Origin of the sequence: Streptomyces sp. RG80, assembly GCF_040446465.1 — a bacterium.
Classification (GTDB): domain Bacteria; phylum Actinomycetota; class Actinomycetes; order Streptomycetales; family Streptomycetaceae; genus Streptomyces.
Genome location: NZ_JBEAAJ010000004.1, coordinates 448,958 through 474,407, shown reverse-complemented (window position 1 = coordinate 474,407; position 25,450 = coordinate 448,958). Strand labels below are relative to the sequence as shown.

At 69.8% G+C, this 25,450-nt stretch carries 22 protein-coding genes; 13 read left to right on the top strand and 9 right to left on the bottom strand.

Annotated features, from left to right (window positions below):
- Positions 1 to 110 precede the first annotated feature (110 nt).
- Positions 111 to 524 (top strand): pyridoxamine 5'-phosphate oxidase family protein, encoded by a 414-nt coding sequence (locus tag ABKA17_RS16290; RefSeq protein WP_353692757.1) that lies wholly within the window; start codon positions 111 to 113, stop codon positions 522 to 524.
- Positions 525 to 676: 152 nt separating this feature from the next.
- Here ABKA17_RS16290 and ABKA17_RS16285 read toward each other — a convergent pair whose 3' ends face one another.
- Positions 677 to 1,012 (bottom strand): hypothetical protein, encoded by a 336-nt coding sequence (locus ABKA17_RS16285; RefSeq protein WP_353692756.1) that lies wholly within the window; start codon positions 1,010 to 1,012, stop codon positions 677 to 679.
- Positions 1,013 to 1,372: 360 nt separating this feature from the next.
- Here ABKA17_RS16285 and ABKA17_RS16280 point away from each other — a divergent pair, with 360 nt between their 5' ends.
- Complete coding sequence (locus tag ABKA17_RS16280; RefSeq protein ID WP_353692755.1) at positions 1,373 to 2,371, top strand: helix-turn-helix transcriptional regulator; 999 nt, start codon at positions 1,373 to 1,375, stop codon at positions 2,369 to 2,371.
- Positions 2,372 to 2,438: 67 nt separating this feature from the next.
- Positions 2,439 to 3,422: a helix-turn-helix transcriptional regulator gene (locus ABKA17_RS16275; protein ID WP_353692754.1), complete on the top strand. Its 984-nt coding sequence runs from the start codon at positions 2,439 to 2,441 to the stop codon at positions 3,420 to 3,422.
- Here ABKA17_RS16275 and ABKA17_RS16270 read toward each other — a convergent pair.
- Positions 3,385 to 4,416, bottom strand: coding sequence for a helix-turn-helix transcriptional regulator (locus tag ABKA17_RS16270; RefSeq protein WP_353692753.1), 1,032 nt, complete (start codon positions 4,414 to 4,416; stop codon positions 3,385 to 3,387). The two genes, ABKA17_RS16275 and ABKA17_RS16270, sit on opposite strands and share 38 nt — an antisense overlap.
- 311 nt (positions 4,417 to 4,727) lie before the next feature.
- Here ABKA17_RS16270 and ABKA17_RS16265 point away from each other — a divergent pair, with 311 nt between their 5' ends.
- Genes ABKA17_RS16265 through ABKA17_RS16255 form a run of 3 tightly spaced genes read left to right on the top strand, consistent with a single transcriptional unit; the run spans position 4,728 to position 8,045 of the window.
- Complete coding sequence (locus ABKA17_RS16265) at positions 4,728 to 6,272, top strand: circularly permuted type 2 ATP-grasp protein (protein WP_353692752.1); 1,545 nt, start codon at positions 4,728 to 4,730, stop codon at positions 6,270 to 6,272.
- Positions 6,269 to 7,201, top strand: coding sequence for an alpha-E domain-containing protein (locus ABKA17_RS16260; RefSeq protein ID WP_353692751.1), 933 nt, complete (start codon positions 6,269 to 6,271; stop codon positions 7,199 to 7,201). Before ABKA17_RS16265 ends, ABKA17_RS16260 begins: the two co-directional genes overlap by 4 nt.
- 1 nt (position 7,202) lies before the next feature.
- Positions 7,203 to 8,045, top strand: a complete 843-nt coding sequence (locus ABKA17_RS16255; RefSeq protein ID WP_353692750.1) for a transglutaminase family protein — start codon at positions 7,203 to 7,205, stop codon at positions 8,043 to 8,045.
- A 92-nt stretch (positions 8,046 to 8,137) separates the two neighbouring features.
- Here ABKA17_RS16255 and ABKA17_RS16250 read toward each other — a convergent pair whose 3' ends face one another.
- Positions 8,138 to 9,544, bottom strand: coding sequence for a PQQ-binding-like beta-propeller repeat protein (locus tag ABKA17_RS16250; RefSeq protein WP_353692749.1), 1,407 nt, complete (start codon positions 9,542 to 9,544; stop codon positions 8,138 to 8,140).
- A gap of 150 nt (positions 9,545 to 9,694) precedes the next feature.
- Here ABKA17_RS16250 and ABKA17_RS16245 point away from each other — a divergent pair, with 150 nt between their 5' ends.
- Positions 9,695 to 10,237, top strand: a complete 543-nt coding sequence (locus ABKA17_RS16245; RefSeq protein ID WP_353692748.1) for a hypothetical protein — start codon at positions 9,695 to 9,697, stop codon at positions 10,235 to 10,237.
- A gap of 26 nt (positions 10,238 to 10,263) precedes the next feature.
- Here ABKA17_RS16245 and ABKA17_RS16240 read toward each other — a convergent pair whose 3' ends face one another.
- Entirely contained in the window at positions 10,264 to 11,370 is a 1,107-nt protein-coding gene (locus tag ABKA17_RS16240) for a substrate-binding domain-containing protein (RefSeq protein ID WP_353692747.1), read from the bottom strand.
- A gap of 297 nt (positions 11,371 to 11,667) precedes the next feature.
- Between ABKA17_RS16240 and ABKA17_RS16235 the strand changes: the two genes are divergently transcribed.
- The 3 genes from ABKA17_RS16235 to ABKA17_RS16225 all read left to right on the top strand — a co-directional run bounded on the left by ABKA17_RS16235 (position 11,668) and on the right by ABKA17_RS16225 (position 16,053).
- A complete protein-coding gene (locus ABKA17_RS16235) occupies positions 11,668 to 13,377 on the top strand; it encodes a fibronectin type III domain-containing protein (RefSeq protein WP_353692746.1) in 1,710 nt (569 codons plus the stop codon).
- A 19-nt stretch (positions 13,378 to 13,396) separates the two neighbouring features.
- The gene (locus ABKA17_RS16230; protein ID WP_353692745.1) at positions 13,397 to 13,912 is read left to right on the top strand and encodes a hypothetical protein; all 516 of its coding nucleotides are present in this window, start codon (positions 13,397 to 13,399) and stop codon (positions 13,910 to 13,912) included.
- A gap of 86 nt (positions 13,913 to 13,998) precedes the next feature.
- Positions 13,999 to 16,053 (top strand): Ig-like domain repeat protein, encoded by a 2,055-nt coding sequence (locus tag ABKA17_RS16225; protein ID WP_353692744.1) that lies wholly within the window; start codon positions 13,999 to 14,001, stop codon positions 16,051 to 16,053.
- Positions 16,054 to 16,116: 63 nt separating this feature from the next.
- On the opposite strand, the gene ABKA17_RS16220 is transcribed toward ABKA17_RS16225, so the two are convergent.
- From ABKA17_RS16220 to ABKA17_RS16200, 5 genes are all read right to left on the bottom strand, one after another.
- Positions 16,117 to 16,563: a heat shock protein transcriptional repressor HspR gene (locus ABKA17_RS16220; protein WP_353692743.1), complete on the bottom strand. Its 447-nt coding sequence runs from the start codon at positions 16,561 to 16,563 to the stop codon at positions 16,117 to 16,119.
- Between the two features lie 5 nt (positions 16,564 to 16,568).
- Positions 16,569 to 17,753: a molecular chaperone DnaJ gene (gene dnaJ / locus ABKA17_RS16215; protein WP_353692742.1), complete on the bottom strand. Its 1,185-nt coding sequence runs from the start codon at positions 17,751 to 17,753 to the stop codon at positions 16,569 to 16,571.
- Positions 17,754 to 17,798: 45 nt separating this feature from the next.
- Positions 17,799 to 18,464 carry a nucleotide exchange factor GrpE gene (gene grpE, locus ABKA17_RS16210; protein WP_353692741.1) on the bottom strand — a complete coding sequence of 222 codons (666 nt, stop codon included), beginning with the start codon at positions 18,462 to 18,464 and terminating at the stop codon, positions 17,799 to 17,801.
- A complete protein-coding gene (gene dnaK, locus ABKA17_RS16205; protein WP_353692740.1) occupies positions 18,461 to 20,305 on the bottom strand; it encodes a molecular chaperone DnaK in 1,845 nt (614 codons plus the stop codon). The genes grpE and dnaK overlap by 4 nt, the downstream gene beginning before the upstream one ends.
- A gap of 94 nt (positions 20,306 to 20,399) precedes the next feature.
- Entirely contained in the window at positions 20,400 to 21,407 is a 1,008-nt protein-coding gene (locus ABKA17_RS16200; protein ID WP_353692739.1) for an MraY family glycosyltransferase, read from the bottom strand.
- A 206-nt stretch (positions 21,408 to 21,613) separates the two neighbouring features.
- Here ABKA17_RS16200 and ABKA17_RS16195 point away from each other — a divergent pair, with 206 nt between their 5' ends.
- The 3 genes from ABKA17_RS16195 to ABKA17_RS16185 all read left to right on the top strand — a co-directional run bounded on the left by ABKA17_RS16195 (position 21,614) and on the right by ABKA17_RS16185 (position 25,414).
- Positions 21,614 to 23,881 (top strand): (Fe-S)-binding protein, encoded by a 2,268-nt coding sequence (locus ABKA17_RS16195; protein WP_353692738.1) that lies wholly within the window; start codon positions 21,614 to 21,616, stop codon positions 23,879 to 23,881.
- A 153-nt stretch (positions 23,882 to 24,034) separates the two neighbouring features.
- Positions 24,035 to 24,418 carry a DoxX family protein gene (locus ABKA17_RS16190; RefSeq protein WP_353692737.1) on the top strand — a complete coding sequence of 128 codons (384 nt, stop codon included), beginning with the start codon at positions 24,035 to 24,037 and terminating at the stop codon, positions 24,416 to 24,418.
- Between the two features lie 63 nt (positions 24,419 to 24,481).
- Entirely contained in the window at positions 24,482 to 25,414 is a 933-nt protein-coding gene (locus ABKA17_RS16185; RefSeq protein WP_353692736.1) for an RNA polymerase sigma-70 factor, read from the top strand.
- Positions 25,415 to 25,450 lie beyond the last annotated feature (36 nt).

Below are 25,450 nucleotides of genomic sequence, written 5' to 3'. Positions count from 1 at the left end.
CCTCCTCGGTGTCGGCGGCTCTCCATGGCCTGACTCATCCAACGTACACAAAGTTGAGTCTATTCCACTCAAGGTGCGGTGGGGAGGCGTGGAGGGACTACCTTCCGGCCATGACAACGCGTACCCAGGACCTCGCGGCCCTCCCGGAGCCGTACCTCAGCTTCTGGCGGGAGCGGCACCTGTGCACACTGACGACCCTCCGCCCGGACGGCAGCCCGCACGTCGTGCCCGTCGGAGTGACATACGACGCCGAGGCCGGACTCGCTCGGGTGATCACGAACGGATCGAGCCGGAAGGTGCGCAACGTGCTCGCGGCCGGGCCGGAAGGGGCGCGGGTGGCCGTCTGCCAGACGGCGGGCCGGCGCTGGGCCACACTGGAGGGGCGGGCGCGGGTCCGCACGGAGCCGGAGCGGGTCGCGGAGGCGGAGCGGCGGTACGCGCAGCGGTACGAGCGCGAGCCGCGGCCGAATCCTTCACGGGTGGTGATCGAGATCGAGGTGACCCGGGCGCTGGGTATGGGATGAAAACGCGTGAGCGATCTTTTTCGGCCAGCGACGGATTGGGTGGATACCCGGAAATGTCCCCGGAAACTGCAGCGGCGTCACCGTGTTCAGGTCACGGTGACGCCGCTGCGGGGGGAAGCACCTGCGCGATCTGTTACGACGGGGGAATCGCGTCAGGCACTGCGGGGGGTGGCTGGGATGGCCCGATGGGTGGGGGATTCAGGTTCCACCAGCCGGTGGTCTCGTTGGTCAAGATTCACAAAGATCATTCCGTACCGGATGGCACACCGCACAGGCTGCGGCGCCCCCCGAGGCCGCCGCAGACACCGGTACGCCCGGACGTCCTCGTCCTCGTCCCGCGTCACCACGACCGGCTCTCCGAAGACGGTCACCATCAACGAGTCACCGGCGTGGGGGATCGCGGTGACCAGGTCGATGAAGTGCCAGCCGGAGCGGTAGGCCGTGGCCATTTCGCGTCGGAAGGAGCGGTCGTCGGGAGGAGTGGTCATGATTCCGCCTACCAGCCCACGTCTTGTGTACCGGTGGCAGTGGCAGCACCCCAGCCGACGTCGCCGGGAGCGGCCTGAACCACCCATCCGACGTCCTGGGCCGTGGCGTTCGTCTGATCGACCGGCGCACTCCAGCCAACGTCGCCAAGAGAACCAGCCGCGCCACTGGCCAGCGCGACTACGAAGGCAGTGGCAAGCACCGAGCGAAGCATTCTCTTTTTCATGGTCGGCTTCGTCCTCACTTGATGGCTTCCTCTCCCCCGTGCAACAAGACGATGGCTCATTCAGGCACGTCAATGCCACACGCGAGATGCATCATGTTCCTGCACGTTCAGGACCCTGGGGGGTGGAGATTTACCCATGAAGCGCACAAAAGAGACACATCCTCATGGCATAGCCGACCTTTGTGCCGAAGGCGCGCGTCTTTATGCCAGCGCGCTGAGCTCCGGCCGGGTCTCGCGTGACGAGGTCGAGTTCGCACCGTGTCTGCTGGAGTTCGCACTGCTCCACCCTGATCCGGACGACGCCCAGTGGCTGCGGCCGGTTCCCCCGTCCGTCGTGCTCGCGCAGCAGCTCCAGCCACTGGAGCGCGAGATCCAGGACCGCCGTCGGATCACCCTGGACCTGTCCGAGGCTTTCCAACCCTTCCTCGACATGAGCGCCCAGAAACCCGCCACGACACACGCGATCACCGTGCTGGAGGGAATCGACCGTATCCACGCGGCCCTGGATGTGGCCATCGCCGAGGCCGAGACCGAAGTGCTGACCGTCCAGCCCGGCGGCAGCAGGCCGGAACACATCCTCAGCCAGGCCCTCAAACGCAGCAAGCCCCTCATCGAGCGGGGCATCTCCATGCGGACCCTCTACCAGCACACGGTCCGCCACAGCCAGAGCACCTATGCGTACATGGACCAGATGGCCGGCGCCCGAGTCGAGATCCGCACGCTGGAGGAACTCATCGAGCGGCTCATCATCTGCGACTCGACGGTCGCCTTCATCCCCGCCCAGGACGACCGGACGGTGGCCCTGGAGCTGCGCCACCCCGGTCTCGTGCAATACCTCATCAAGGTCTTCGAACAGCTCTGGCAGCGGGCCACCCCGCTCACGGACGTGGTGCCGTACGAGGCGACGCCCGAGGGCATCACCGGCGTACAGCACTCCATCGCCAAGCTCCTGATCGAAGGCCACGTCGACGAGGCCATCGCCCGGCGTCTCGGTATGAACGTCCGCACCTGCCGAGCCCACATCGCCAAACTGGCCGCGGCCCTCGGCAGCGGCAGCCGCGCCCAACTCGGCTTCCTGATCGCGCAGTCGGGAATCCTGGACCAGGACCACGCGGGAGGGTCCGGCCACTCATGACCGAGGGGCGCAGGCGCACGGCGGAGGAGGTCCGTGAAGGGATGCCCGGGCAGGAGGAGGTCTCGGAATGAACGCGCTGCCACCGCATCCGCACCACGGCGCCGAAGACCTGTGTGCCGCAGGGGTGGAGCTGTACGAGCGTGCCCTGCGCGAAGGTGTCGTGAGCAGCGCCGCCGCCGAGGCGGTCCCCTGCCTGGTCGATCTCGGGCTGCTGCGGCCGGACGTCGCCGACCCGAGCCGGCTGCGGCCCATCGCCCCGGCCTCCGCCCTGCACCGGCTGCTGCGCGGTGTCGAGGACCGCATCGCGGACGCGCGGCGGCGAGAGGAGTGGCTGGCGGAGACGTTCGAGCCGCTCATGACGCTGGGCAGTGGCGGGACGGCGGTGGCCGATACTCCCCTGATCAACGTCCTCAGCGGTTTCGACCGGATCAACCTGGCCATCGAGCAGGCCATGGCGAACGCCTCGGGCGAACTCCTCGCGATCCAACCGCGCAGAGGGCAGGACACGGCGGAGCGACTGGCGTTCTCACTCCGTCGCGACCAGGCTCTGCTCGATCGCGGCGGCCGCATCCGGACCCTGTACCAGCACACGGTCCGCCACTCCCCCGCCGTGATCGCCCGCTACGAGCAGCTGCGAGGCGACGCCGAGGCCCGCACCCTGGACGAAGTCACCGACAAACTCATAGTCGTCGACGACGCGGTCGCCTTCATCCCCGCCAGTAAGGACCGCACCCTCGCCCTCGAGGTCCGTCATCCCGCCCTGCTCGCCTTCTTCACCACCACCTTCGACCGCCTCTGGCGCCTGGCCACCCCCATGTACCCGCAGGCGGTGCAGCCGCCCGCCCTCAACGGCATCACCCCACGCCAGCGCGCCATAGCCGCGCTGCTCATCGAAGGTCACACCGACGCCGTCATCGCCGACCGCCTCGGCATGAACGTCCGCACCGCCCGCGAACACATAGCCAAACTCGCCGCCACCCTCGGCAGCGAGAGCCGCGCCCAACTCGGCTACCTCATCGGGCAGTCGGGGATCCTTGCTCCGGAAGGCTGAGGGGGTGTCTCGCGTCCCGGGGGCCGTCCAGGCCCACCTGGGCGATACGGACGCCCAGTTGGGTGCGGCTGGCCGCGCCCAGGGTCTCCGACAGCCGGGCGATATGGGCCCGGCAGGTGCGGACGCTTATGCCCAGCCGCTCCGCGATCACCGCGTCCTGGTGGCCCTCCGCCAGCAGAGCCGCGATGGACTGTTCCCGGTGGGAGATGCCCTCTATGCCGGTGTCGGGGAGCGGAGCCGTCAGGGGGATCGCCAGGCGCCAGAGCCTTTCGAAGACCGTACCCAGGTATTCCACCAGCGCCGGATGCCGTAGCTCCAGCGCCAGGGTGCGGTCCGCGTTGGCGGGGATGAAGGCGACCGTGCGGTCGAAGAGGATGAGGCGGTCGATGACCTCGTCCAGTGTCCTGGCCTGGACCGTGTCGCCCATCAGCTCCAGGTAGTTCAGCAGCCCCTGGCCGTGCCGGGCCACGTGTGTGTAGAGGTCCCGCATCCGTACGCCCCGGCCGCGCAGCGCCAGGGCCCGGTGCAGGCCCTCGGTCAGTTCGTGTTCGGGGCGGATGCCGCCCGGCTGGACGGTCAGCACCTCCGACGTACAGGCCTCCGTCGCCGCGTCCATCGCGGCCTGGATCCGGGAGAGGCCGTCCAGGACCCGGATCGCGGAGCTCTCGGCGGCCGACGACTGGCGCTGCGTGCCGAGGCCGGCGTACCACTCGAAGGCGGCCACGGCCGACCCCATCCGCTGCTGGCTGGAGCTCACCTCGTCGTAGACACCGCGCAACAGCCGTGTCATGACCTCTTGCGGAGACGTCGGAACCAACCAGTCCATGTCGTCCGGATCGGGGTGCAGCAGGGCCAGTTCCAGCAGGCACGGGACCGGTTCGGCGTCGTCCCGGGGTACGCGGCCCCGCCGTACGGCCCGGGAATACACCCGGTCCCCGGCCTCACACAGTCGGTCAGCACCGTGTGGATGCTCATCCGTCGCGTGCCCGGCCATCGCCCAGCCCACCCCCGGTTCCAGCCTCTCGCTGCCCGGCGTGCGCGCGCTTGTGGCACGGACACACCCCTACGGCTCCGCAACTATGCGCGGACCGGACCTGCTCCGCAACACGGCTCCCCCTGCCGTGACCGAGGGAAACCGCCGGTATGCCCCTGATTATCCGCGCCTCCGCCCGTCGAGTTGCAACAAGCTGATGCTGGTGGGCCCTATCCACAGAAGGCCTCCGCAAAGGGAATCCGGCTCTCCGCGTGCACTGCCGGAAATCCGTGGGTGATCGCCTCGTTACGTATCGCCTCTAACGTCCCCTCATGGCGGACATATTTGACGCGTACGCGTTGGCCGACGCGTGGGACGAGATGTTTGTGCGGCCGGGTGAGGTCAGGACCGCCTATGAGCCGGTGCTGGCTGCCCTTCAGCCGATCGAGCCGAGTGAACTGCGCTTCCGCGCCGACCAGATGGCCCGGGCGTTCACCGACCGGGGCGTGACCTACGCCTTCGCGGGCGAGGAGCGACCCTGGCCGCTGGATCTCGTGCCCAGGATCCTCGACGGCCTCGAATGGGATCTCATACAACGCGGGGTGAGTCAGCGGGTGCGGGCCCTGGAGGCCTATCTCGCCGACGCCTACGGGCACTGCCGGGCCTTCGAGGACGGTGTCGTGCCCTGGCGGCTGCTGCTCAACTCCCCCCATTTCCACCGGGCCGCCCACGGGGTCGAGCCACCCGGCGGGGTACGGATCCACGTCGCCGGGATCGACCTCGTACGGGACGAGGCCGGGGACTTCCGGGTGCTGGAGGACAACGTGCGGGTGCCCAGCGGGGTCTCGTACGTCATCGAGAACCGCAGGGCCATGACCCGGGTCTTCCCCTCCCTCTTCGCCGAGCAGCACGTCCTGCCCGTCGACGGGTACGGGCAGCGGCTCCTCTCCGCGCTGCGGGCCGCCGCCCCCGGGGGCACCCAGGATCCCCGGGTCGTCGTGCTCACCCCCGGGCCCAGCAACGCGGCCTACTTCGAACACGCCCTGCTGGCCCGGCTGATGGGCGTACAGCTCGTCGAGGGGCATGATCTGGTGTGCCGGAACAACCGGGTGTGGATGCGGACGACCCGGGGTGAGGTGCCCGTCCATGTCGTATACCGGCGCCTCGACGACGACTTCCTCGACCCGCTGCACTTCAGGCCCGACTCGGTGATCGGCTGCCCGGGGATCATGAGCGCGGCCATGGCGGGCAACGTCACCCTCGCCAACGCGGTGGGCAACGGCGTCGCGGACGACAAGCTGCTCTACACCTACGTCCCCGACCTGATCCGGTACTACCTCGGCGAGGAGCCCGTGCTGCCCAACGTCGAGTCCTTCCGGCCGGACGAGCCGGGGCAGTTGGACGCCGTCCTCGACCAGATCGACCAGCTCGTCATCAAGCCCGTCGACGGGGCCGGCGGCCAGGGCATCGTCATCGGACCCAAGGCGGACAAGGAGACCCTGGACAGGACCAGGAAGGCCGTCGTCGCCGACCCGCGCGGCTTCATCGCCCAGCGGCCCGTCGCGCTGTCCACCTCCCCCACCCTCGCCGGCGAGCGCATGGCTCCCCGCCACATCGACCTCAGGCCCTTCGCCGTCAACGACGGCGACGACATCTGGGTCCTGCCCGGCGGGCTCACCCGCGTCGCCCTCCAGGAGGGCAACCTGATCGTCAACTCCAGCCAGGGCGGCGGCTCCAAGGACACCTGGGTCCTCGCCGAGGGGCCGGCGCGGACGCCCGAGCCGGAGAGCTCCGGGGCGCTGCCCGGCGTCGCCCCGCGCCAGCTGGGGCCCGACGGCACCCCCACCGTCGTACAGGAAGGAGGACAGCAGCAGTGAGCGACGTGATCCTCTCCCGGATAGCCGAGGCGCTGACCTGGACCGGGCGGTATGTCGAGCGGGCGGACGCCACCGGGCGCATCCTCGACGCCTATCTGCACCGCATGCTGGAGGACCCCTGGCGCGACGAGGACGCGGCCTGCCGGTCGCTGTACGCGATCCTCGGCGTCGACGCGGGCGACGAGCGCGTCGACATGCAGCAGGTCCTGGACCAGCTCGCCTTCGACGCCCGCTCGACCTGCTCGATCGAGGGCGCGCTGGGCGCGGCACGGCTGAACGCCCGCAGCGCCCGTGAGGCCGTCTCCTCGGAGATGTGGGAGTGCCTCAACTCGACCTGGCACGCACTCGCCGACCGGCGGCGCGCGGCCCGGCGGACAGGCCCCTACGCCTATCTGGAGCTGGTACGCGCGCGTGCCGCGCTGTTCTTCGGGCTCGCCGACTCCACGATGAGCCGGGACGACAGCTGGCGGTTCGTGGTCCTCGGCCGCAGCCTGGAGCGGGTGGACATGACCGTACGGCTGCTGTCCGTGCGGGTGCTGGACGCCGCGCACGCGCCGGACTGGACGACACTGCTGAGCGCGTCCGGCGCCGACGAGGCGTACGCGCGCGTGCACAGCGGTTTCGGCGACAACGCGCGGGTGGCCGAATTCCTGCTCCTGGACCGGGGCTTCCCGCGCTCGGCACTGCACGCGCTGACCACCGCGGAGGAGTGCCTCAGCGCCCTCGGCCGCCCCCGCCAGGACCCGGCGCGCCGCCCGATCGGCCGCCTGCGCACCCGCCTGGAGTACCTCGACTCGCACGCCCTGGAGGATCAACTCCCGGCCCTGCTGGGCGACTTGCAGCAGGCCTGCATGGCCTCGGCGGAGGCGGTGGCGGAGCGGTTCTTCCCGTACCAGGGGCCCGTCGAGTGGGCCCAGGAAGGAGCCTGACATGACCAGTCGCCTCCGTATCCGGCACATCACCCGCGTCTCGTACGCCCAGGCCGCCGTCTCCTCGCACAACGAGGTCCGGATGACCCCGCTGACGCTGCCGGGTCAGACCACACTGGACTCCCGGGTCACCGTCACCCCGGCGACCGCGACCTGGTCGTACTGGGACTACTGGGGCACCCAGGTCACCGGCTTCGACCTGATGGACCCCCACGCCGACCTCACGATCACGGCCTCCAGCCTGGTCGAGACGTCCCCGCCGGAGCCGCTGCCGACCGCCCCCACGTGGGAGGAGGTGGCCGAACGGACCGTGAACTCCCGCCTGTTGGAGTTCGCCGGCCCCACAGGCCGTACGACCGTCCCCGCGAAGCTCGTGAAGAAGGCACGCAGGGCCGCGGCCGGACTCGGCCCGCACGAGGCCGCCGTCGCCGTGTCCGCGCTGGTCGCCGACCGGGTCTCCTACCTGCCCGGCGCCACGAGCGTGAACACCTCCGCCGCCGAGGCCTGGGAGCAGGGCGCCGGCGTCTGCCAGGACATCACCCATCTCACCCTCGGCCTGCTGCGGGGCGTGGGCCTGCCCGCCCGGTACGTCTCCGGCTATCTCCACCCCGAGCGGGAGGCGGAGCTGCACCGGCCGGTCGCGGGCCAGAGCCATGCCTGGATCGAGTACTGGGCGGGCGACTGGTGCGGCTACGACCCGACCAACCGGACGCGCGCCGACGAGTCGCACGTGGTTGTGGGGCGCGGCCGGGACTACGACGACGTGACGCCCCACAAGGGCATCTACCGGGGCGTGCCCGGCGGCCCGCCGGAGGTGACGGTGGAGTTCACGCGGGTGGCGTGAAACGGGCTCCGCGAGGAAGGTGCCGGGCAAGGAAGGTGATGGGCGGGGCCGGGCGGCGGAACCCGGCCCCGCGTCCCGGCCCCGCGTCCCGACTACTCCGGTGCGAAGGCGAAGAAGCCGTCCTCCGTGGCCAGATACCCGTACCCGGTCGCCGTGTTGACGGCCGGGACGGCGGTCAGGTCCTTCGCGAGCACCTTGCGGGTCTTGACGTCCACGGCCAGCTCGCCGTCCCCGGTGCTGCCGTACAGCACCTCGCCGTTGCCGGAGAAGCGGATCGGGTCGAGGGCGTTCTCGCCCTCCTCCTGGGCCCACAGACGGGTGCCGTCGGCCGTCTTCCAGACCGCCGTGCCGTCGAAGCCGGTGTCGAACTCGCTCTTGTCCAGAGCGGCGAGCGAGCCGTCGGCCGAGTACACGACGAGCTGGCCGCCCTCGTAGGACGCGGTCAGGGCGCCGCTCGTGAGGTCGTACCAGGCGTAGACCTGGGTGGTGGGGCTGAGGCCGATGTCCTTCTTCCAGGCGACCAGGACCTTGCCGTCGGTGACCTTCACGATCCGGATCGTGCGGTCCGCCGGTTCGCCGTCCTCGAGGACGACCCCCTTGGGCACCTCGGCGTCGGCGGAGGACCAGACCTGCTTGCCGGTGGTCAGGTCGTTGAGGGTGACGTCGGAGGGGTCGTAGTCGTAGTTGCCGGCCGCCTCGAAGCCCGGGTAGTAGCCACCCGTGATCACCGGGGCGAAGGTCTTGTCGCCGCTCGCGATGCCCGTCTCGGCGTCGAAGTCGCACTCGGCGTCGTCGTCGCCGTTGCAGGGGACCGTGCGGGCGGTGCCGCCGCCGACCGGGGTGAGGGTCAGGGTCGCGTCGGCCGCGGAGACGGCGTGTCCGGCGACGATGTGGCCGAACTCGTAGCCGGACGTCTCGCCCAGCTCGGTGCCCTCGACGGAGTACAGGGTCGCCGAGGTGGTCGTCTCCTCCTGGGTCAGACCGTCGGACTCCTTCGTCGCGGACGTGCCGACGGCGATCGCCGGGGTGCCGTCCTTCCAGGTGACGCCCTCGACCGACTGCGCGGTCACCGCGAGGCTCTTGGTGACCGCGCCGGTCCTGGCGTCCCGGAACTCCAGCGTGAGCTTCTCCGGCTCGTCGGAGGAGAACAGGACGCGGTTGACGTCGTCGGGCTCGCCGTCCACGGTGGCGTCGGTGAGGTACTCCCCGCTCGCGTCCTTGGCGAACAGCAGCACCTGACCGAGGTCCAGGACACCGAGCTCGCGGTTGTCCGTGGGCAGGCTCCAGGCGGCCTTGGGGGCGTAGCCGGGCAGGGCGGCGCCACGGTACGCCGGGCCGCTCGCCGCGGGCTTCCCGGCGGCTTCGGTGTCCTTGCCGCCGGTGGCGGACTCCGTGTCGTCACCGCCGCAGCCCGTCAGCAGTGCCATGGACGCCATGGACAGCGACAGACCGGCGACCGCGGCCCGCGTGCGCACCCGGCTCCCCTTGGTGAGCGGCATGTTCTTCCCCCGTGCTCTTCCCCGTGTTCGAGACATGACAGCCCGCGATCCTAGACCAGTTCTTGATCTTGGCTTTACCGCGCACGCGTCCCACGGACCGAAGAGCCCAGAACGTTCACTTCTCCCCACCCGGGGCGCACAATCGCCCCTATGCCCACAGCGCGCCGCCCGCTCAGCCTCCTGGCCCTGCTCGCACTGCCGCTCACGGCGGGCTGCGGCGGGGACGGCGAGGGCACGGATCCGCCCCGCTCCCACAAGGACGGGCACCTCACCTTCACCCTGCTGTCGCTGAACTGCGGGATCACCGGAGTGACGGGATCGCACGCGGACGCGCCACCGCAGGGGCAGTTCTGCGCCGCCCGGCTGCGGGTGGAGAACCGGGACCCGAACTACCACACCTACGAGTCGGCCCGGCAGCGCGTCGCGGGCGTCAGCGGGGACCGGGCCCGGCCCGACTCCTTCGCGATGGCGGTGCGCCGCCAGTCGGACACCGTGAAGCTCGGCGGCCACACCCTGATGGAGGTCGAGCTCTGGTACGACGTCCCCAAGGACGCGACGGTCACCGGACTGCGTGTCTCGGGCGACAACGACCCGTCCGGCTTCATGAGCACCAAGCCGATCGGGCGGGCGCCCGACGGAGTCCTGATCCCCATGAAGCCCGGCACGGAAGGGGCGGCGGCTACTTCAACCTGATGGCGGCCACTGCGACTTGACAGCCGCTACTTCAACTTGATGGCCGCGCAGGCCGCCGCGTACTTGGCGGTGCAGATCTGCTTCACGGTGAAGATGCCGTCGGCGACGACCGTGCTCTTGATGTTGTTCTTCGTCAGCGCGGACACCGAAACCAGCTGCGCCGGGATCTGCTTGTCCGTGGGGCTGTCGACCCGGTCCTGGGTGAGGGAGTCGAACAGGATGTCCTTGCCCTGGATCTTGGCCACGGCCATCTCCGCGGCGGCCTCGGCCTCCAGCGGGTAGGACTTGTACACGCTCATGTACTGCTCGCCGGAGACGATCCGCTGCACGGCCTTCAGTTCCGCGTCCTGGCCGGTGATCGGCGGCAGCGTTGTCATGCCCGCCTCCTTCATGGCCTCGATGGCGGTCTCGGCCATGGCGTCGTTGGCGGAGTAGACGGCGGCGATGTTGTCCTTGCCGATCGACTCGATCGCCTCGGCCATGTCCTTCTTGGCGATCTCCGGCTTCCAGCCGTCGACGTCGTACTTCTCTGCGATCGTCACCTTGCCGTTGAGCTCGGAGAGCGCGCCCGCCTTGAACTGACCGGCGTTCGGGTCGGAGGGCGAGCCGTTGATCATCACGATCTTGTCGGAGGTGTCGATCCCCGAGCCCAGGGCCTCCACGAGGGTGCGGCCCTGCACCTCGCCGACGAGTTCGTTGTCGAAGGAGACGTACGCGTCGATCGGGCCCTCGGCGAGACGGTCGTAGGCGATGACGGGGATCCCCGCGTCCTTGGCCTTCCTCACCTCGGGGGCGATGGCCTTCGAGTCCACGGCGTCCAGCAGGATCACGTCGACCTGGTCGTCGATCATCTGCTGCATCTGGCTCGCCTGCTTGTCGGCGTCGGCCTCGCCGTTGGCGTAGACCGTCTTGCCCTTCTTGTCGGTGAGCTCGGCGACTTTCTTCTGGATGATCGGGTAGTCGAAGTTCTCGTACCGCGTGTTCGTCTTCTCCGGCATCAGCACGCCCACCGTCACGTCGTCGCCCTTGGTGGGGCTCGCGTCGGCGCTGCCTCCCGAGACTCCCAGCGCCCCGCAGGCGGTCAGCGAGAGGGCCATCGAGGACACGGCCACGCATATAGCGGTACGACGCATTGAGGAGCTCACTTCTGGTGCCATTTTCGGACGCGGGCGCAGCATTGCGACCCAGATGACTCAAAAGCCAACGCGGCACCGGCCCCCAGCGTCAAGCGGAATGACTTAACGAGTGGGCAACGCAACTCTCCGCTCGACTTGTGAAGACATCACGGAATCATCTGCAAACGCCCGTTACGGACTCTCCTTCAACGGGAGTCCCTGCGAAGGCAAAGATCCGTACAACCAACGCCAATCCTCACGAGTCGTGATCGTGACGGCTTCCCTCTGCCGTTCCTGTCCCGATCAGAGGATCGAATGAATCCAGCCAGACGTACGACGGCGACGGCTGTCGTGCTCGCCACCGCGGGCGGCCTCCTCACGGCCGTCGCCGTGCCCGCCGCCTCCGCCGCGACGACCTGCACGTCCCCGGTGTTCAAGCGGCAGTTCTTCGCGAACACCACCTTCTCCGGCACCCCGAAGAAGACGGACTGCGACTCCGCGATCGACCAGAGCTGGAGCGGCGCCCCCGCGTCCGGGCTGCCGTCGAACAACTTCGGCGTCCGCTGGTCCGTCACCCGCGACTTCGGCTCCGGCGGCCCGTTCTCCTTCAGCGCCGCCGGCCTCGACGGCATCCGGGTCTACCTCGACCCCGGCACCACCGGCGCCCGCAAGATCGACCTGTGGAAGAACACCTCCACCACGGTCTCCAAGACCGTCAACGTCACGATCCCCAAGGGCAAGCACACCCTCCGCGTCGACTACGTCAACTGGACCGGCAGCGCCAAGGTCAAGTTCGGCTACACGCCCAGGACGTCGGCCACCGTCGACACCGTCAAGCCCCTGGTCCCGACCGGGACTTCGGTGGCGTACGACAAGGTCACCGGCAAGGCCACGCTGACCTGGGCGAAGAACAAGGAGATGGACCTCGCCGGGTACCGGGTCTACCGGCGTACCGCCGACACCTGGACGCGGCTGAGCACGACCACGGCCACCTCGTACACCGACACCACCCTCCCGGTGACCGGCGCGACCTACCACTACGAGATCCGCGCCCACGACAAGGCCGGCAACGAGTCGGCGGGTACGGCGGACCAGCCCGTCACCACCGTCGACCGCACCGCGCCCGCCGTGCCCACCGGTCTCGACACCTCCCTGTCGTTGTCCGGCATCCAGATCGAGTGGACCGCGGTCGCCGGAGCGGCGTCGTACCGCGTGTACCGGGCGCCGAGCGGAAGCACCTCGTACACCGCGGTCGGGAACCCGACCACGGCCTCGTACCTGGACGCCTCGGCGGCCGAGGAGAGCTCCTACACCTACCGGGTGAGCGCCCTCGACGCGGCCGGCAACGAGTCCGCCCGCTCCGGCGCCGTCACGGCCACCCGCCCCGACACCACCGCGCCGCCCGCGGTGACCGGGCTCGCGGTCACACCGACCGCGTACGGCTTCTCGCTGACCTGGGACCCGAACCCGGCAACCGATCTGGGGCGGTACGTCGTCTACCGGGGTGAACTCCTGGGCGACGACGAGGAGAAGGTCTGCTCCGTCCACGAGGTCGAGTGGCTGTCCGCGGACACCACGTCGTACGAGTACGCGACCCTGCCCGACGGAGAGGAGGCCTGCCTGTTCGTGGACGCCTACGACGACAACTGGTGGTCCGCCTGGAAGACGAACGGCGACGTCAACATCGTGACGGCGACGGAGCTCGACATGACGCCGAGCGTCGCGACCCCCGAGGGCTCCCCGCTGGAGCTGGACGCGACGGCGGCCGAGGGCGACGAGGGAACCCACCTCGACTGGAACTGGAGCGCCAGTGCCCAGGAGACGACCGGTTACCGCGTCTACCGCTGGAACCCCGCCACCGAGACCTACGAGAAGATCGCCGACCTCGGCACCGGTGCCACCGACTACTACGACACCGGCGCTCAGCGCGGCACCACGTCCTTCTACTGGGTGACCACCCTGGCCGCGGACGGCACCGAGTCCGTGCCGGCCGGCGACTGGGCGGCCACCGCGCCCACTGCCTGAGACCCCACGAGGAGCCCTCATGCCCCTTGCCGAAACCCTCGTCACCGACAGCCTGTTCGGCCCGCTGACCGTCCGTCTGGAGACCGGCGGCGGTGTGGTCGAGGTCGAGGGGCAGACGATTCCCCGGGTCGTGCTGAGGCGTGCCACCGGTACCAAGGCCACCAACGAGGAGGTCCCCGTCGGCACCCGGAAGGCCGGTCTGCTGACCCTCACCGTCGACGGCGAGGGGGCCGCGCTGGCGCCCGGCAGGGGGCGGCTGATCCGCAGGTCGTACCGGGTGGACGTGCGGCACCGCGGGCACCTGTGGCGGCTGGTGCCGCACTCGATGACGGCCAGCCGGCTGCTGCGGAACGGGCAGCGGCTGGGCTCCTTCGCCTCCAGGGGCGACGGCCGGGTGACGGCCGACTGGCGGCCGACCGCCAAGCCGGACGCGACGGACGCGGCGCTCGGCTACGCGCTGGCCGCCGCGTTCGGCACGGGCGCGGAGCCCCTGTGGGCCTCGGCGGTCGACGGGATCGGCGATCTGATTCCCTGACCTGGCCGTACAACCAAACGCCGGTCCGGCCGGTCCTGATCGTCGACGGTTCTGTCTGCCGTCGACGATCAGCACCGAAGGAACCGATGAACCCAGCCAGACGCACGACCGCGGCCACCGCGACCGCCGTCGTGCTCACCACCGCGGGCACCCTGCTCACGCTCACGCCGTCCGCGTCCGCCGCGACCACCTGCACGTCCCCGGTGTTCAAGCGGCAGTTCTTCGCGAACACCACCTTCTCCGGCACCCCGAAGAAGACGGACTGCGACTCCGCGATCGACCAGAGCTGGAGCGGGGCACCCGTGTCCGGGCTGCCGTCGAACAACTTCGGCGTCCGCTGGTCCGTCACCCGCGACTTCGGCTCCGGCGGCCCGTTCTCCTTCAGCGCCTCCGGCCTCGACGGCATCCGGGTCTACCTCGACCCCGGCACCACCGGCGCCCGCAAGATCGACCTGTGGAAGAACACCTCCACCACGGTCTCCAAGACCGTCAACGTCACGATCCCCAAGGGCAAGCACACCCTCCGCGTCGACTACGTCAACTGGACCGGCTCCGCCAAGGTCAAGTTCGGCTACACGCCCAGGACGTCGGCCACCGTCGACACCGTCAAGCCGCTCACACCGACAGGCACCTCGGTCTCGTACGACTCGGCGACCGGCAAGGCCAAGCTGACCTGGGCCAAGAACAAGGAGATGGACCTCGCCGGGTACCAGGTCTACCGGCGCCTCAAGGGCACGTCCTTCGGCAGCACACCGCTGACGACGACCTCGTCGACGTCGTCGACGTCGTACACCGACTGGCTGCCGCGGTCGGGCGACGCGTACTACTACGAGGTCCGGGCCTACGACAAGGCCGGCAACGTCTCCACGGGCACGGCCGATCAGCTGGTCACCACGGTGGACCGGATCGCGCCGACCGTCCGCGATCTGAAGGCCGACGAGGGCTCGGCCCTCCTCGGGGTGTCCCTGTGGTGGATGTCCGAGGGGGCGGAGACGACCCGGCTGTTGCGGGCCCCCTCGCCCGACGGGCCCTTCACCGAGGTCAGGGGGCCTTGGGGCAACTCGGCGACCGATGCCGGCGCCCCGTACGGGGAGACCTCCTACTACAAGGTCGCGGTGTCGGACGCGGCGGGCAACACCGCTTACTCGTCGGTGGTGTCGGTCGCGAGGCCGCTCGCGGTGCCGTACTTCTGGAAGACGGAGAACCGGGCGGAGGACGGCGGCGGCGTCGATCTGCGCTGGGAAGTGTCGCCGTACGCCCCGGCCGAGTTCCGGGTGCACCGCGAGGAGCGCCGCTTCGACGAGGCCACCGGCACGTTCGACGTCGTCGACTCCCAGGTGGTGCCCTGCGACCCGAAGCTCACCGACACCGCCTACGGCACCAAGTACAGCTACACCTGCACCGACACCACCGTCGTACCGAGCCCGAACGACGGGTTCTACGTGTACTGGGTGACGACCGTCGACGCGCTCGGCCGGGAGTCGGCCCCCTCGCAGACCATCTCCCACGGCTACGGCGACGGCACCGCCCCGCCGCTCGTCACCGGGTTCACGGCCACCGCCACCACGTACGGCACGGTCCTGGACTGGGACGACAGCCCGGTCGACGACCTCGCCCGGTACAACGTGTTCCGGCTCAGCACGGTGGACGACGGGACCGACTACACGCACGTGGGGACGGTGCAGGCGGGCACCAGCCGGCTCGTCGACTCGGCGAACCTCCAGGACGGCGAGGACCACACCTACTTCGTGGACGCCGTGGACACCTCGGGCAACTCCAACTACACGACGGCCGACAAGATGGTGTCCACCACCGTCACCGAGCTCGACCTGCGGCCGAGCGTCCAGACGCCGCAGGACTGGCTGGTCGACGTGAGCGCCCAGGCCGGTGCCGACGGCGTCGACCTGACCTGGAAGCTCTCCAGCGGGTACCACGGGAGCGACATCACCGGTTACCGCGTCCACCGCTGGAACCCGGCCACCGCCGCCTACGAGCCCCTGACCGCCGACCCGGTCACCGGCACCTCGTACACGGACACCACGGCCGCCACCGGCGCCACCCACTTCTACTGGGTGACCGCCGTGCGCGCCGACGGCACCGAGTCCGAGCCCGGCGACGCCTGGGTGGCCCTGGCACCCTGACAAGAGCGTGCATACGGAAGGGGCCCGGAGGTTCGTCCTCCGGGCCCCTTCCGCATGCCTGTGTCAGTCCTGCCGGCCCTTCGGCCGCCACACCACCAACGCGCTGGTCTGCTGGACCTCCTGATACGGCACCAGGTCACGGCGGTACGAGGCGTGCACCGCCGCCTCCCGCTGGCGCATCGCCGCCGCGGCGCCCTCCAGGGCCGACTCCATCTCGGCGAGCCGGGACTGGAGCGCGGCGACCTGGTTCTCCAGCTCGATGATGCGCTTGATGCCGGCGAGGTTGATGCCCTCGTCCTGCGACAACTGCTGGACGGTGCGCAGCAGTTCGATGTCACGGGCCGAGTAGCGCCGGCCCCGGCCCGCGGTGCGGTCCGGGGAGACCAGGCCGAGCCGGTCGTACTGGCGCAGGGTCTGCGGGTGCAGGCCCGAGAGCTGGGCCGCCACCGAGATGACGTAGACCGGGGTCTCCTCGGTCAGTTCATACGGATTGCGTCGACGGCCGTCCATCTCGATCAAGCTCCCTTCGCCGCCTGGAACAGCTCCGCCCGCGGGTCCTCGCCCGCGGTCGCCTCGCGATACGCCTCGAGTGCGTCACGAGCCTTCCCCGTCAGATCCGTCGGGACACTCACCTCGACGGTGACCAGGAGGTCGCCGCGGGTGCCGTCCTTGCGGATCGCGCCCTTGCCCCGGGCGCGCATGGTGCGGCCGTTGGGGGTGCCCGGCGGCAGCTTCAGCGTCACGGCGGGGCCGCCCAGGGTGGGGACCCTGACCTCGCCGCCGAGAGCCGCCTCGGTGAAGGTCACCGGGACCGTGACCGTGAGGTTGTCGCCCTTGCGGCCGAAGACCGGGTGGGCGTCGACGTGCACGGTGACGTACAGGTCGCCGGCCGGGCCGCCGCGCTCGCCCGGTGCGCCCTTGCCGCGCAGCCGGATGCGCTGGCTGTCGGTGACCCCGGCGGGGATGCGGACCTGCATCGTCCGGGAGGACTTGGCGCGGCCGCTGCCCTTGCACTCGAGGCAGGGGTGCTCGGCCATCAGACCGCGGCCCTTGCAGTCCGGGCACGGGTCGGTCAGCGAGAAGCCGCCTCCCGAACCCCGGGCCACCTGCCCGGTGCCGACACAGGTCGGGCACACGCGCGGCGTGCCGTTCTTGTCGCCGGTGCCGGAGCAGGCCTTGCAGGGGGACTGCGAGGACATCCGCAACGGGACCGTGGCGCCCTCGATGGCCTCGGTGAAGCTCAGCGTGACCTCGGTGTCGATGTCCTGGCCGCGCCGGGGCTGGGTACGGGTCGTGCCCGTGCCGCCGCGGTTGAACAGACCGCCGAAGACGTCGCCGATCCCGCCGCCGAAGCCGCCGGAACCCTGGCCGCCACCGCCCTGGGCGCCGCCTCCGAAGAGGTCGCCCAGGTCGAAGTTGAACGAGCCGCCGCCCGCGCCCGGCCCCGGGCGGAAGCCGCCGTTGCCGAAGAGCGCGCGGGCCTCGTCGTACTCCTTGCGCTTCTTGGGGTCACCGAGGATGTCGTTCGCCTCGGAGATCTCCTTGAAGCGCTCCTCCGCCTTGGCGTTGCCCTTGTTGGCGTCCGGGTGGAACTCGCGGGCGAGTTTGCGGTACGCCTTCTTGATCTCGGCCTCGGTGGCGTCCTTGGGGACGCCGAGGACCTTGTAGTAGTCCTTCTCGATGAAGTCCTTGGTGCTCATCCTCGACGCGCCCCCTTTCCGCGGTTCCGCTCAGTCGCTGTGACCTCAGCCCTCCTCAGGGCCGCTGTCCTTGTCGTCGCCGGCCGCCGGGGCCTCGTCGGCCCCCTCGGCCTTGACCGTCTGCGCGCCCGGCTGCGGTTCGGCGACGGCCACCCGCGCGGGGCGGATGGTGCGCTCGCCGATGCGATACCCCGGCTGGAGGATCGCGACGCAGGTCGTCTCGGTGACGTCCGGTGCGTAGCTGTGCATCAGGGCCTCGTGGATCGTCGGGTCGAAGGGCTCGCCCTCCTTGCCGAACTGCTGAAGACCCATCTTCGCCGCGACGGTCTCCAGGGACTCCCCGACGGACTTGAATCCGCCGACGAACTCCCCGTGGTCCCGGGCGCGGCCGATGTCGTCGAGCACGGGCAGGAGTTCGGTCAGGAGGTTCGCGACGGCGATCTCCTTGACCGTGATCCGGTCCCGCTCCACGCGGCGGCGGTAGTTCTGGAACTCGGCCTGGAGCCGCTGGAGGTCCGCGGTGCGCTCTTCGAGCGCCTTGCGGGCCTGGTCCAGCTGGGCCGTCAGACCGGCGATCTGTGCTGTTGCGTCCCCGGCCGGGGCCGCCCCCGCCTCCGAGGAGGAGGTGGCGGCCTTCGGCTCGGCGTCGTCGGGGGTCGCGCCGGAGGGGACGTCGGGCTTCTCCTCGAAGCCCGGGGTCTCCTCGGTCACGCGGCACCGTCCTTGCGCTCGTCGTCGACGATCTCGGCGTCCACGACGTCGTCGTCGGCCTTGTCCTGCGGGGCACCGGCGTCGGCGCCACCGGCGGCCTGTCCGGCCTGGGCGTCGGCGTACATGGCCTGGCCGACCTTCTGCGAGACGGCCGCGACCTTCTCGGTGGCGGTGCGGATCTCGGCGGTGTCCTCGCCCTTGAGCGCGGTCTTCAGCTCCTCGACGGCGGCCTCGACCTCGGTCTTGACCTCGCCGGGGACCTTCTCCTCGTTGTCCTTGAGGAACTTCTCCGTCTGGTAGACGAGCTGCTCGCCCTGGTTGCGGGACTCGGCGGCCTCGCGGCGGGCGTGGTCCTCCTCCGCGTACTTCTCGGCCTCTTCGCGCATCCGGTTGACCTCGTCCTTCGGCAGCGAGGAGCCACCGGTGACGGTCATCTTCTGCTCCTTGCCCGTGCCGAGGTCCTTCGCGGTCACGTGCATGATGCCGTTGGCGTCGATGTCGAAGGCGACCTCGATCTGCGGGACACCGCGCGGGGCCGGCGGCAGACCGGTGAGCTCGAACATCCCGAGCTTCTTGTTGTACGCCGCGATCTCGCGCTCGCCCTGGTAGACCTGGATCTGCACGGAGGGCTGGTTGTCCTCGGCGGTGGTGAAGATCTCGGACCGCTTGGTCGGGATCGTCGTGTTCCGCTCGATGAGCTTGGTCATGATGCCGCCCTTGGTCTCGATACCGAGGGACAGCGGGGTCACGTCGAGGAGCAGGACGTCCTTGACCTCACCCTTGAGGACACCGGCCTGGAGGGCGGCGCCGATGGCGACGACCTCGTCCGGGTTGACGCCCTTGTTGGCGTCCTTGCCACCGGTCAGCTCGCGCACCAGCTCGGCGACGGCGGGCATCCGGGTGGAGCCACCGACGAGGACGACATGGTCGATCTCGTTGATGGAGACGCCGGCGTCCTTCATGACGTTGAAGAACGGGGTCTTGCAGCGCTCGAGGAGGTCCGCGGTCAGCTGCTGGAACTGAGCCCGGGTGAGCTTCTCGTCCAGGTGCAGCGGGCCCTCGGCGGAGGCGGTGATGTAGGGCAGGTTGATCGAGGTCTCGGTGGACGAGGACAGCTCGATCTTGGCCTTCTCGGCGGCCTCGCGGAGGCGCTGGAGGGCCATCTTGTCCTTGGCGAGGTCCACGCCGTGACCGGACTTGAACTGCTGCACCAGGTAGTCGACGACGCGCTGGTCCCAGTCGTCACCACCGAGGTGGTTGTCACCGTTGGTGGCCTTCACCTCGACGACGCCGTCGCCGATCTCCAGGAGGGACACGTCGAAGGTGCCGCCACCGAGGTCGAAGACGAGGATCGTCTGGTCGTCCTTGTCGAGGCCGTAGGCGAGCGCGGCCGCGGTGGGCTCGTTGACGATACGAAGGACGTTGAGACCGGCGATCTCGCCGGCTTCCTTCGTCGCCTGGCGCTCGGAGTCGTTGAAGTACGCCGGGACGGTGATGACCGCGTCGGTCACCTTCTCGCCCAGGTAGGCCTCGGCGTCCCGCTTCAGCTTCTGCAGGATGAACGCGGACATCTGCTGCGGGTTGAAGGGCTTCCCGTCGAGCTCGACCTTCCAGTCGGTGCCCATGTGGCGCTTCACCGAGCGGATGGTCCGGTCCACGTTGGTGACCGCCTGGCGCTTGGCGACCTCGCCGACCAGCACCTCACCGTTCTTCGCGAAGGCGACGACGGACGGCGTGGTCCTGGCACCCTCGGCGTTGGTGATGACGGTGGGCTCGCCGCCTTCGAGAACGCTGACGACGGAGTTAGTCGTGCCCAGGTCGATGCCGACCGCACGTGCCATGGTGATTTCCTCCAGCTGACTTGAGTGGAACGGACTCAAGTGTGCATGACGTCCCCGGCTCGGTCAACAGACCTGAGTCGCGGGGACTCAACTCTTATCCGTTCCTTACACGCAACTGGCCCCTGACCTGCGGTGACACAGGTCGAGGTGTGCTGGAGGGCTTGATGCGCAGCAGTCCCAGTACGACGATCAGGGCGCCGCCCGCCACCCAGAGCGCCCCGGTCGGGCCGACCCATCCGAGGTGCACCAGGACCGCGACGAGTACCCCGGAGAAGGCGGCCGCACCGAGAAGGACCGCCGCGCCCTGCGGGGTCAGCCCGAGCCGCCGCAGCCGGTGCGCGAGATGGTCGGGGCCGCTCCTGCCGGAGAGCCGCCGGGACACCACCACGAGCAGGACGTCGGCGCCGATGACCACGGTGAGCGCCCCGAACACCGCCGCGGTGGAGCCGAGTCCGTACCCGGCCCGGGTCACCACGGCCGCCGAGGCGAGGAGGAACCCGGTGAACAGCGACCCGCACGCGCCGAGCCCCACGCGCGCGGGCGGCCAGTTGTGCATGAGGAACCCGGTCAGCGCGGCGGCCAGCACACTCAGCAGCACCGCGAGCCCGTCCATCACCTCGACGGCCGCACAGGCCCCGGCCCCGAAGGCGGTGACCACCCCGACGGTCCCGGCGAGGCCGTCGGCGTGGTCGAGGGCCCTGAGCCCCAGGGCGACGAAGACGATCCAGCCGACGGCGAGCAGCCCGCCGGGGACGCCGGTCTCCTCGTACGGCACGACACAGGCCGCCGCCACCGCCGTACCGGCGACCAGCACGCGCGGTTTGACCCGCCGTACGTCCGCGAACAGGCCCAGCGCGGCCACGGCGGCACCGGCGACGAGCAGTTCGCCGACGCCGGCGCCGAGGGGGGCGAAGCCCGTGCGGTCCCCGACGGTCGCCACCAGACAGCTGGTGAGCGCGACGGCCACACCCCCGAACAGCGGAAGGGTCCGCTGCCGTCGCCGGTCGGCGATCCCCAGGCGCAGCGCGGCCGCCCGGAGCAGCGCGGTGAGGACGGCGGAAAGGAGCAGGGCGGTCGTGGCGGCGATGATTCCGTAGAGCACAGCTCTAAATTAGGTGTGAATGTACCAATTTGGTACGAATAACACGGTCGGTTCTTAAGGCAACCCTCAGCGACACAGATCACTGCACGGCTGGCTACAGTGCGATTGATGATGGGGGTAGCCTCAGAGGGCTACATAAGTTACCGCTTAGTAATCTCGTTCCATCCCACTCGAAGAACCCCATCGCAGGCCCGAGGAGCCCCGACATGCAACTCGCCGCGATCATCGTGTCGCTGGTCCTGACCGTGGTCGGTGTGGCACTGTTCGCACGCGTCATCGCCCAGTTCGTCCGGTTTTTCATGCTCGGCCAGCCACTGCCCGCCGGCACCCGGATCGACAACCCCTACCAGCGCAGCGTGACGCTGGTGAAGGAGTTCCTCGGTCACACCCGGATGAACCGCTGGGGGATCGTGGGCGTCGCCCACTGGTTCGTGGCGATCGGCTTCCTGACCCTGATCCCGATCCTGGGCCAGGCGATGGGCCAGCTCTTCCAGGCGGACTTCACCCTGCCGATCATCGGCGGGTTCCTGCCCTGGGAGATGTACGTCGAGTTCATCACCGTGATGACCGGCCTGGGCATCGCGGTGCTCATCGCGATCCGCCTGCTGAACCTGCCCTCCCGCCCCGGCCGCAAGTCCCGCTTCGCGGGCTCCAAGGCCTGGCAGGCGTACTTCGTCGAGTACGTCATCCTCACCATCGGCATCGTGATCTACGTGCTGCGCGGTCTTGAGGGCGCGCTGCACCACGTGGACCACTACGAGGCCGCGTTCTTCGCCTCGTACCCGCTGGTCGCCGCGTTCCGCGAGCTCGACGTCTCCACGCTCCAGACGCTGGTCTACCTGTTCGCCGGGATCAAGGTCTCCGTCTCGTTCATCTGGATGATCGTCGTCTCGGTCAACGCCAACATGAGCGTGGCCTGGCACCGGTTCCTGGCGTTCCCGAACATCTGGTTCAAGCGCAACGCGGACGGCGCCACCGCCCTCGGCGGCCTCCAGCCGATGACGTCGGGCGGCAAGCCGATCGACTTCACCGACCCGGGTGAGGACGACGTCTTCGGCGTCTCCCAGGTCGAGCAGTTCTCCTGGAAGGGCCTGCTGGACTTCTCGACCTGCACCGAGTGCGGTCGCTGCCAGTCCCAGTGCCCGGCCTGGAACACCGGCAAGCCGCTCTCCCCCAAGCTCCTCATCATGTCGCTGCGGGACCACTCGCACGCCAAGGCGCCCTACCTGCTGGCGGGCGGCGGCAAGACCATGGAGGGCGAGGAGAAGGCCTCCGAGGAGCAGCTGGCCGGCGTGCCCGCCGCGGCCCTGGCCGAGGCCGAGCGCCCGCTGATCGGCACCCTCGAAGAGAACGGCGTCATCGACCCGGACGTCCTGTGGTCCTGCACCACCTGCGGCGCCTGTGTCGAGCAGTGCCCCGTCGACATCGAGCACGTCGACCACATCGTCGACATGCGCCGCTACCAGGTGATGATCGAGTCCGCGTTCCCGTCCGAGGCGGGCACGATGCTCAAGAACCTGGAGAAGAAGGGCAACCCCTGGGGCCTGGCCAAGAAGCAGCGCCTCGAGTGGCTCAAGGAGCTCGACTTCGAGGTGCCGGTCGTCGGCAAGGACATCGAGGACCTCTCCGAGGTCGAGTACCTGTACTGGGTCGGCTGCGCCGGCTCCCTCGAGGACCGCGCCAAGAAGACCACCAAGGCCTTCGCGGAGCTGCTGCACATCGCGGGCGTCAAGTTCGCGATCATGGGCGGCGACGAGAAGTGCACCGGTGACTCGGCCCGCCGCCTCGGCAACGAGCCGCTGTTCCAGGAGCTCGGCATGGAGAACGTCGCCGCGCTGAACATGGCGTTCGGCGAGGACGACGAGGACGAGTCGACGAAGAAGCCGCGGTCGGCGAAGAAGATCGTCGCCACCTGCCCGCACTGCCTGAACACCATCGGCAACGAGTACCCGCAGCTCGGCGGCGACTACGAGACCATCCACCACACCCAGCTGCTCCAGCACCTCATCGACGAGGGCAAGCTGCTCCCGGTGACCCCGGTCGAGGGCCTCATCACCTACCACGACCCGTGCTACCTGGGCCGTCACAACAAGATCTACACGCCCCCGCGCGAGATCATGTCGGCCGTCCCGGGCCTGCGCCAGCAGGAGATGCACCGCCACAAGGAGCGCGGCTTCTGCTGTGGCGCCGGTGGCGCGCGGATGTGGATGGAGGAGCGGATCGGCAAGCGCATCAACAACGAGCGCGTCGACGAGGCTCTGTCCCTCAACCCGGACATCGTCTCCACCGCCTGCCCGTTCTGCCTGGTCATGCTGACCGACTCGGTCAACGGCAAGAAGAACGAGGGCAAGGCCAAGGAGTCCGTCACGGTCGTCGACGTGGCCCAGCTGCTGCTGGAGTCCGTGAAGACGCCGGTGGACCCCGAGGACGTGGCGGAGACGGAGAACGAACCGGAGCCGGAGCCGGTCAAGTAGGTCCTCGCGGCACTCCGAAGCCCCCCGCGCCACTCCCGGCGCGGGGGGCTTCGCCGTTCGTGCGATCCGTGAGCCCGGCGATGTCACAGGCGCCGCCGCCGTCTTGTCCCAGGGGTGACGGGACACCTCGCCCACTCACCCAAGGAGTTCAGGATGAATCTCGCCCTGTGGATCGGCACCGGACTGCTCGCCGCGGTCGCCCTGGCCGGCGGTGTCACCAAGACGTTCGTGCCCCGGGAGAAGCTGGCCGTGGCCGACGGCGGGGCATGGACCGCCAGCCACGGCGACCGCTTCGTCAAGGGGCTCGGGGTCCTCGAACTCCTCGCCGCCGTCGGTCTGGTGCTGCCGGCCGTGACCGGCGTCGCCCCGGCGCTGGTGCCGGTGACCGCGGTCTGCTGGACCCTGCTGATGGTCGGTGCGATGATCACTCACGGTCGGCTCGGCGAAGCGCGGTTCGTGGCACTGAACGCGGTCTACCTCGTACTCGCGGTGTTCATCGCGTGGGGCCGCTTCGGTCCCGAGGCCTTCACCGGCTGACGAGGGACCGGGAACGCCGTCGGCCGAGGGGCCGAGAACACTGTCGGCCAGGGGGGCACGGGCATGACCAGGGCCGAGGAGTTCCAGGAGCTGCGGCCGCTGCTGTTCTCCCTCGCCTACCGGATCCTGGGCAGCGTCGGCGAGGCCGAGGACGCCGTCCAGGAGACCTGGCTGCGCTACGAGGCCTCCGCCACCGAACCCGACTCGGTCCGGGCCTACCTCTCGACCGCTGTGACCCGGGTCTCGATCAACGTCCTGCGCTCCGCCCGCGTCCGCCGCGAGGCCTACGTCGGTCCGTGGTTCCCCGAGCCGCTGCTCACCGACCCCTACCAGGACCCGGAGCGGTCGGCGGAACTGGCGGACTCGGTGTCGACGGCGGCCCTGTTGCTGCTGGAGCGGCTCAGCCCGCTGGAGCGGGCGGTGTTCGTGCTGCGGGACGTCTTCGACTTCGGCTTCCCCGAGATCGCGGCGGCGGTCGGGCGCTCGGAGGCCGCGTGCCGCCAACTGGTGGTGCGGGCACGCCGGCACATGGCCGAGGGCCGCCCCCGCTTCGAGGCCGACCGCAAGGAGCGCGAGCGACTGGCCGCACGCTTCTTCGACGCCCTGCGCGAGGGCGACGTCGACGGCCTCCAGCATCTGCTCGCCGCCGAGGTGTCCCTGGTCGGCGACGGCGGCGGCAAGGCCCCGCAGCTCGCCAGGGCCGTCGCCGGCGCGCTGAACGTGGCCCGGCTGCTGGCCTCCGTGCACCCCCGGATGGCCGAGGCGGGCGTGACGTTCGAGCCGCGGGAGCTCAACGGCGAGCCGGGCGCCGTCTTCCGCGACCGGGACGGCAAGGTGCTCCACACCATGGTCCTCGACATCCTCGACGGACGGATCCGAACGATCCGCAACGTGATCAACCCCGACAAGCTCGGACACCTGGGCCCGGTGGCGGACGCCTGGGCCGTCCACCGCGAGGTGACGGGCACCGCGGGCCGCACCGACCGCACGCCCTGACCCGTGTCCCTGGACGCATGGCCTGATCCGGCTGCT

Excerpts from the sequence above, each read along its gene's own strand:
- ABKA17_RS16290 (WP_353692757.1), top strand. The coding sequence starts at position 111 with ATGACAACGCGTACCCAGGACCTCGCGGCCCTCCCGGAGCCGTACCTC.
- ABKA17_RS16285 (WP_353692756.1), bottom strand. The coding sequence starts at position 1,012 with ATGACCACTCCTCCCGACGACCGCTCCTTCCGACGCGAAATGGCCACG.
- ABKA17_RS16280 (WP_353692755.1), top strand. The coding sequence starts at position 1,373 with ATGAAGCGCACAAAAGAGACACATCCTCATGGCATAGCCGACCTTTGT.
- ABKA17_RS16275 (WP_353692754.1), top strand. The coding sequence starts at position 2,439 with ATGAACGCGCTGCCACCGCATCCGCACCACGGCGCCGAAGACCTGTGT.
- ABKA17_RS16270 (WP_353692753.1), bottom strand. The coding sequence starts at position 4,416 with ATGGCCGGGCACGCGACGGATGAGCATCCACACGGTGCTGACCGACTG.
- ABKA17_RS16265 (WP_353692752.1), top strand. The coding sequence starts at position 4,728 with ATGGCGGACATATTTGACGCGTACGCGTTGGCCGACGCGTGGGACGAG.
- ABKA17_RS16255 (WP_353692750.1), top strand. The coding sequence starts at position 7,203 with ATGACCAGTCGCCTCCGTATCCGGCACATCACCCGCGTCTCGTACGCC.
- ABKA17_RS16250 (WP_353692749.1), bottom strand. The coding sequence starts at position 9,544 with ATGCCGCTCACCAAGGGGAGCCGGGTGCGCACGCGGGCCGCGGTCGCC.
- ABKA17_RS16245 (WP_353692748.1), top strand. The coding sequence starts at position 9,695 with ATGCCCACAGCGCGCCGCCCGCTCAGCCTCCTGGCCCTGCTCGCACTG.
- ABKA17_RS16240 (WP_353692747.1), bottom strand. The coding sequence starts at position 11,370 with ATGCGTCGTACCGCTATATGCGTGGCCGTGTCCTCGATGGCCCTCTCG.
- ABKA17_RS16235 (WP_353692746.1), top strand. The coding sequence starts at position 11,668 with ATGAATCCAGCCAGACGTACGACGGCGACGGCTGTCGTGCTCGCCACC.
- ABKA17_RS16230 (WP_353692745.1), top strand. The coding sequence starts at position 13,397 with ATGCCCCTTGCCGAAACCCTCGTCACCGACAGCCTGTTCGGCCCGCTG.
- ABKA17_RS16225 (WP_353692744.1), top strand. The coding sequence starts at position 13,999 with ATGAACCCAGCCAGACGCACGACCGCGGCCACCGCGACCGCCGTCGTG.
- ABKA17_RS16220 (WP_353692743.1), bottom strand. The coding sequence starts at position 16,563 with ATGGACGGCCGTCGACGCAATCCGTATGAACTGACCGAGGAGACCCCG.
- dnaJ (WP_353692742.1), bottom strand. The coding sequence starts at position 17,753 with ATGAGCACCAAGGACTTCATCGAGAAGGACTACTACAAGGTCCTCGGC.
- dnaK (WP_353692740.1), bottom strand. The coding sequence starts at position 20,305 with ATGGCACGTGCGGTCGGCATCGACCTGGGCACGACTAACTCCGTCGTC.
- ABKA17_RS16195 (WP_353692738.1), top strand. The coding sequence starts at position 21,614 with ATGCAACTCGCCGCGATCATCGTGTCGCTGGTCCTGACCGTGGTCGGT.
- ABKA17_RS16190 (WP_353692737.1), top strand. The coding sequence starts at position 24,035 with ATGAATCTCGCCCTGTGGATCGGCACCGGACTGCTCGCCGCGGTCGCC.
- ABKA17_RS16185 (WP_353692736.1), top strand. The coding sequence starts at position 24,482 with ATGACCAGGGCCGAGGAGTTCCAGGAGCTGCGGCCGCTGCTGTTCTCC.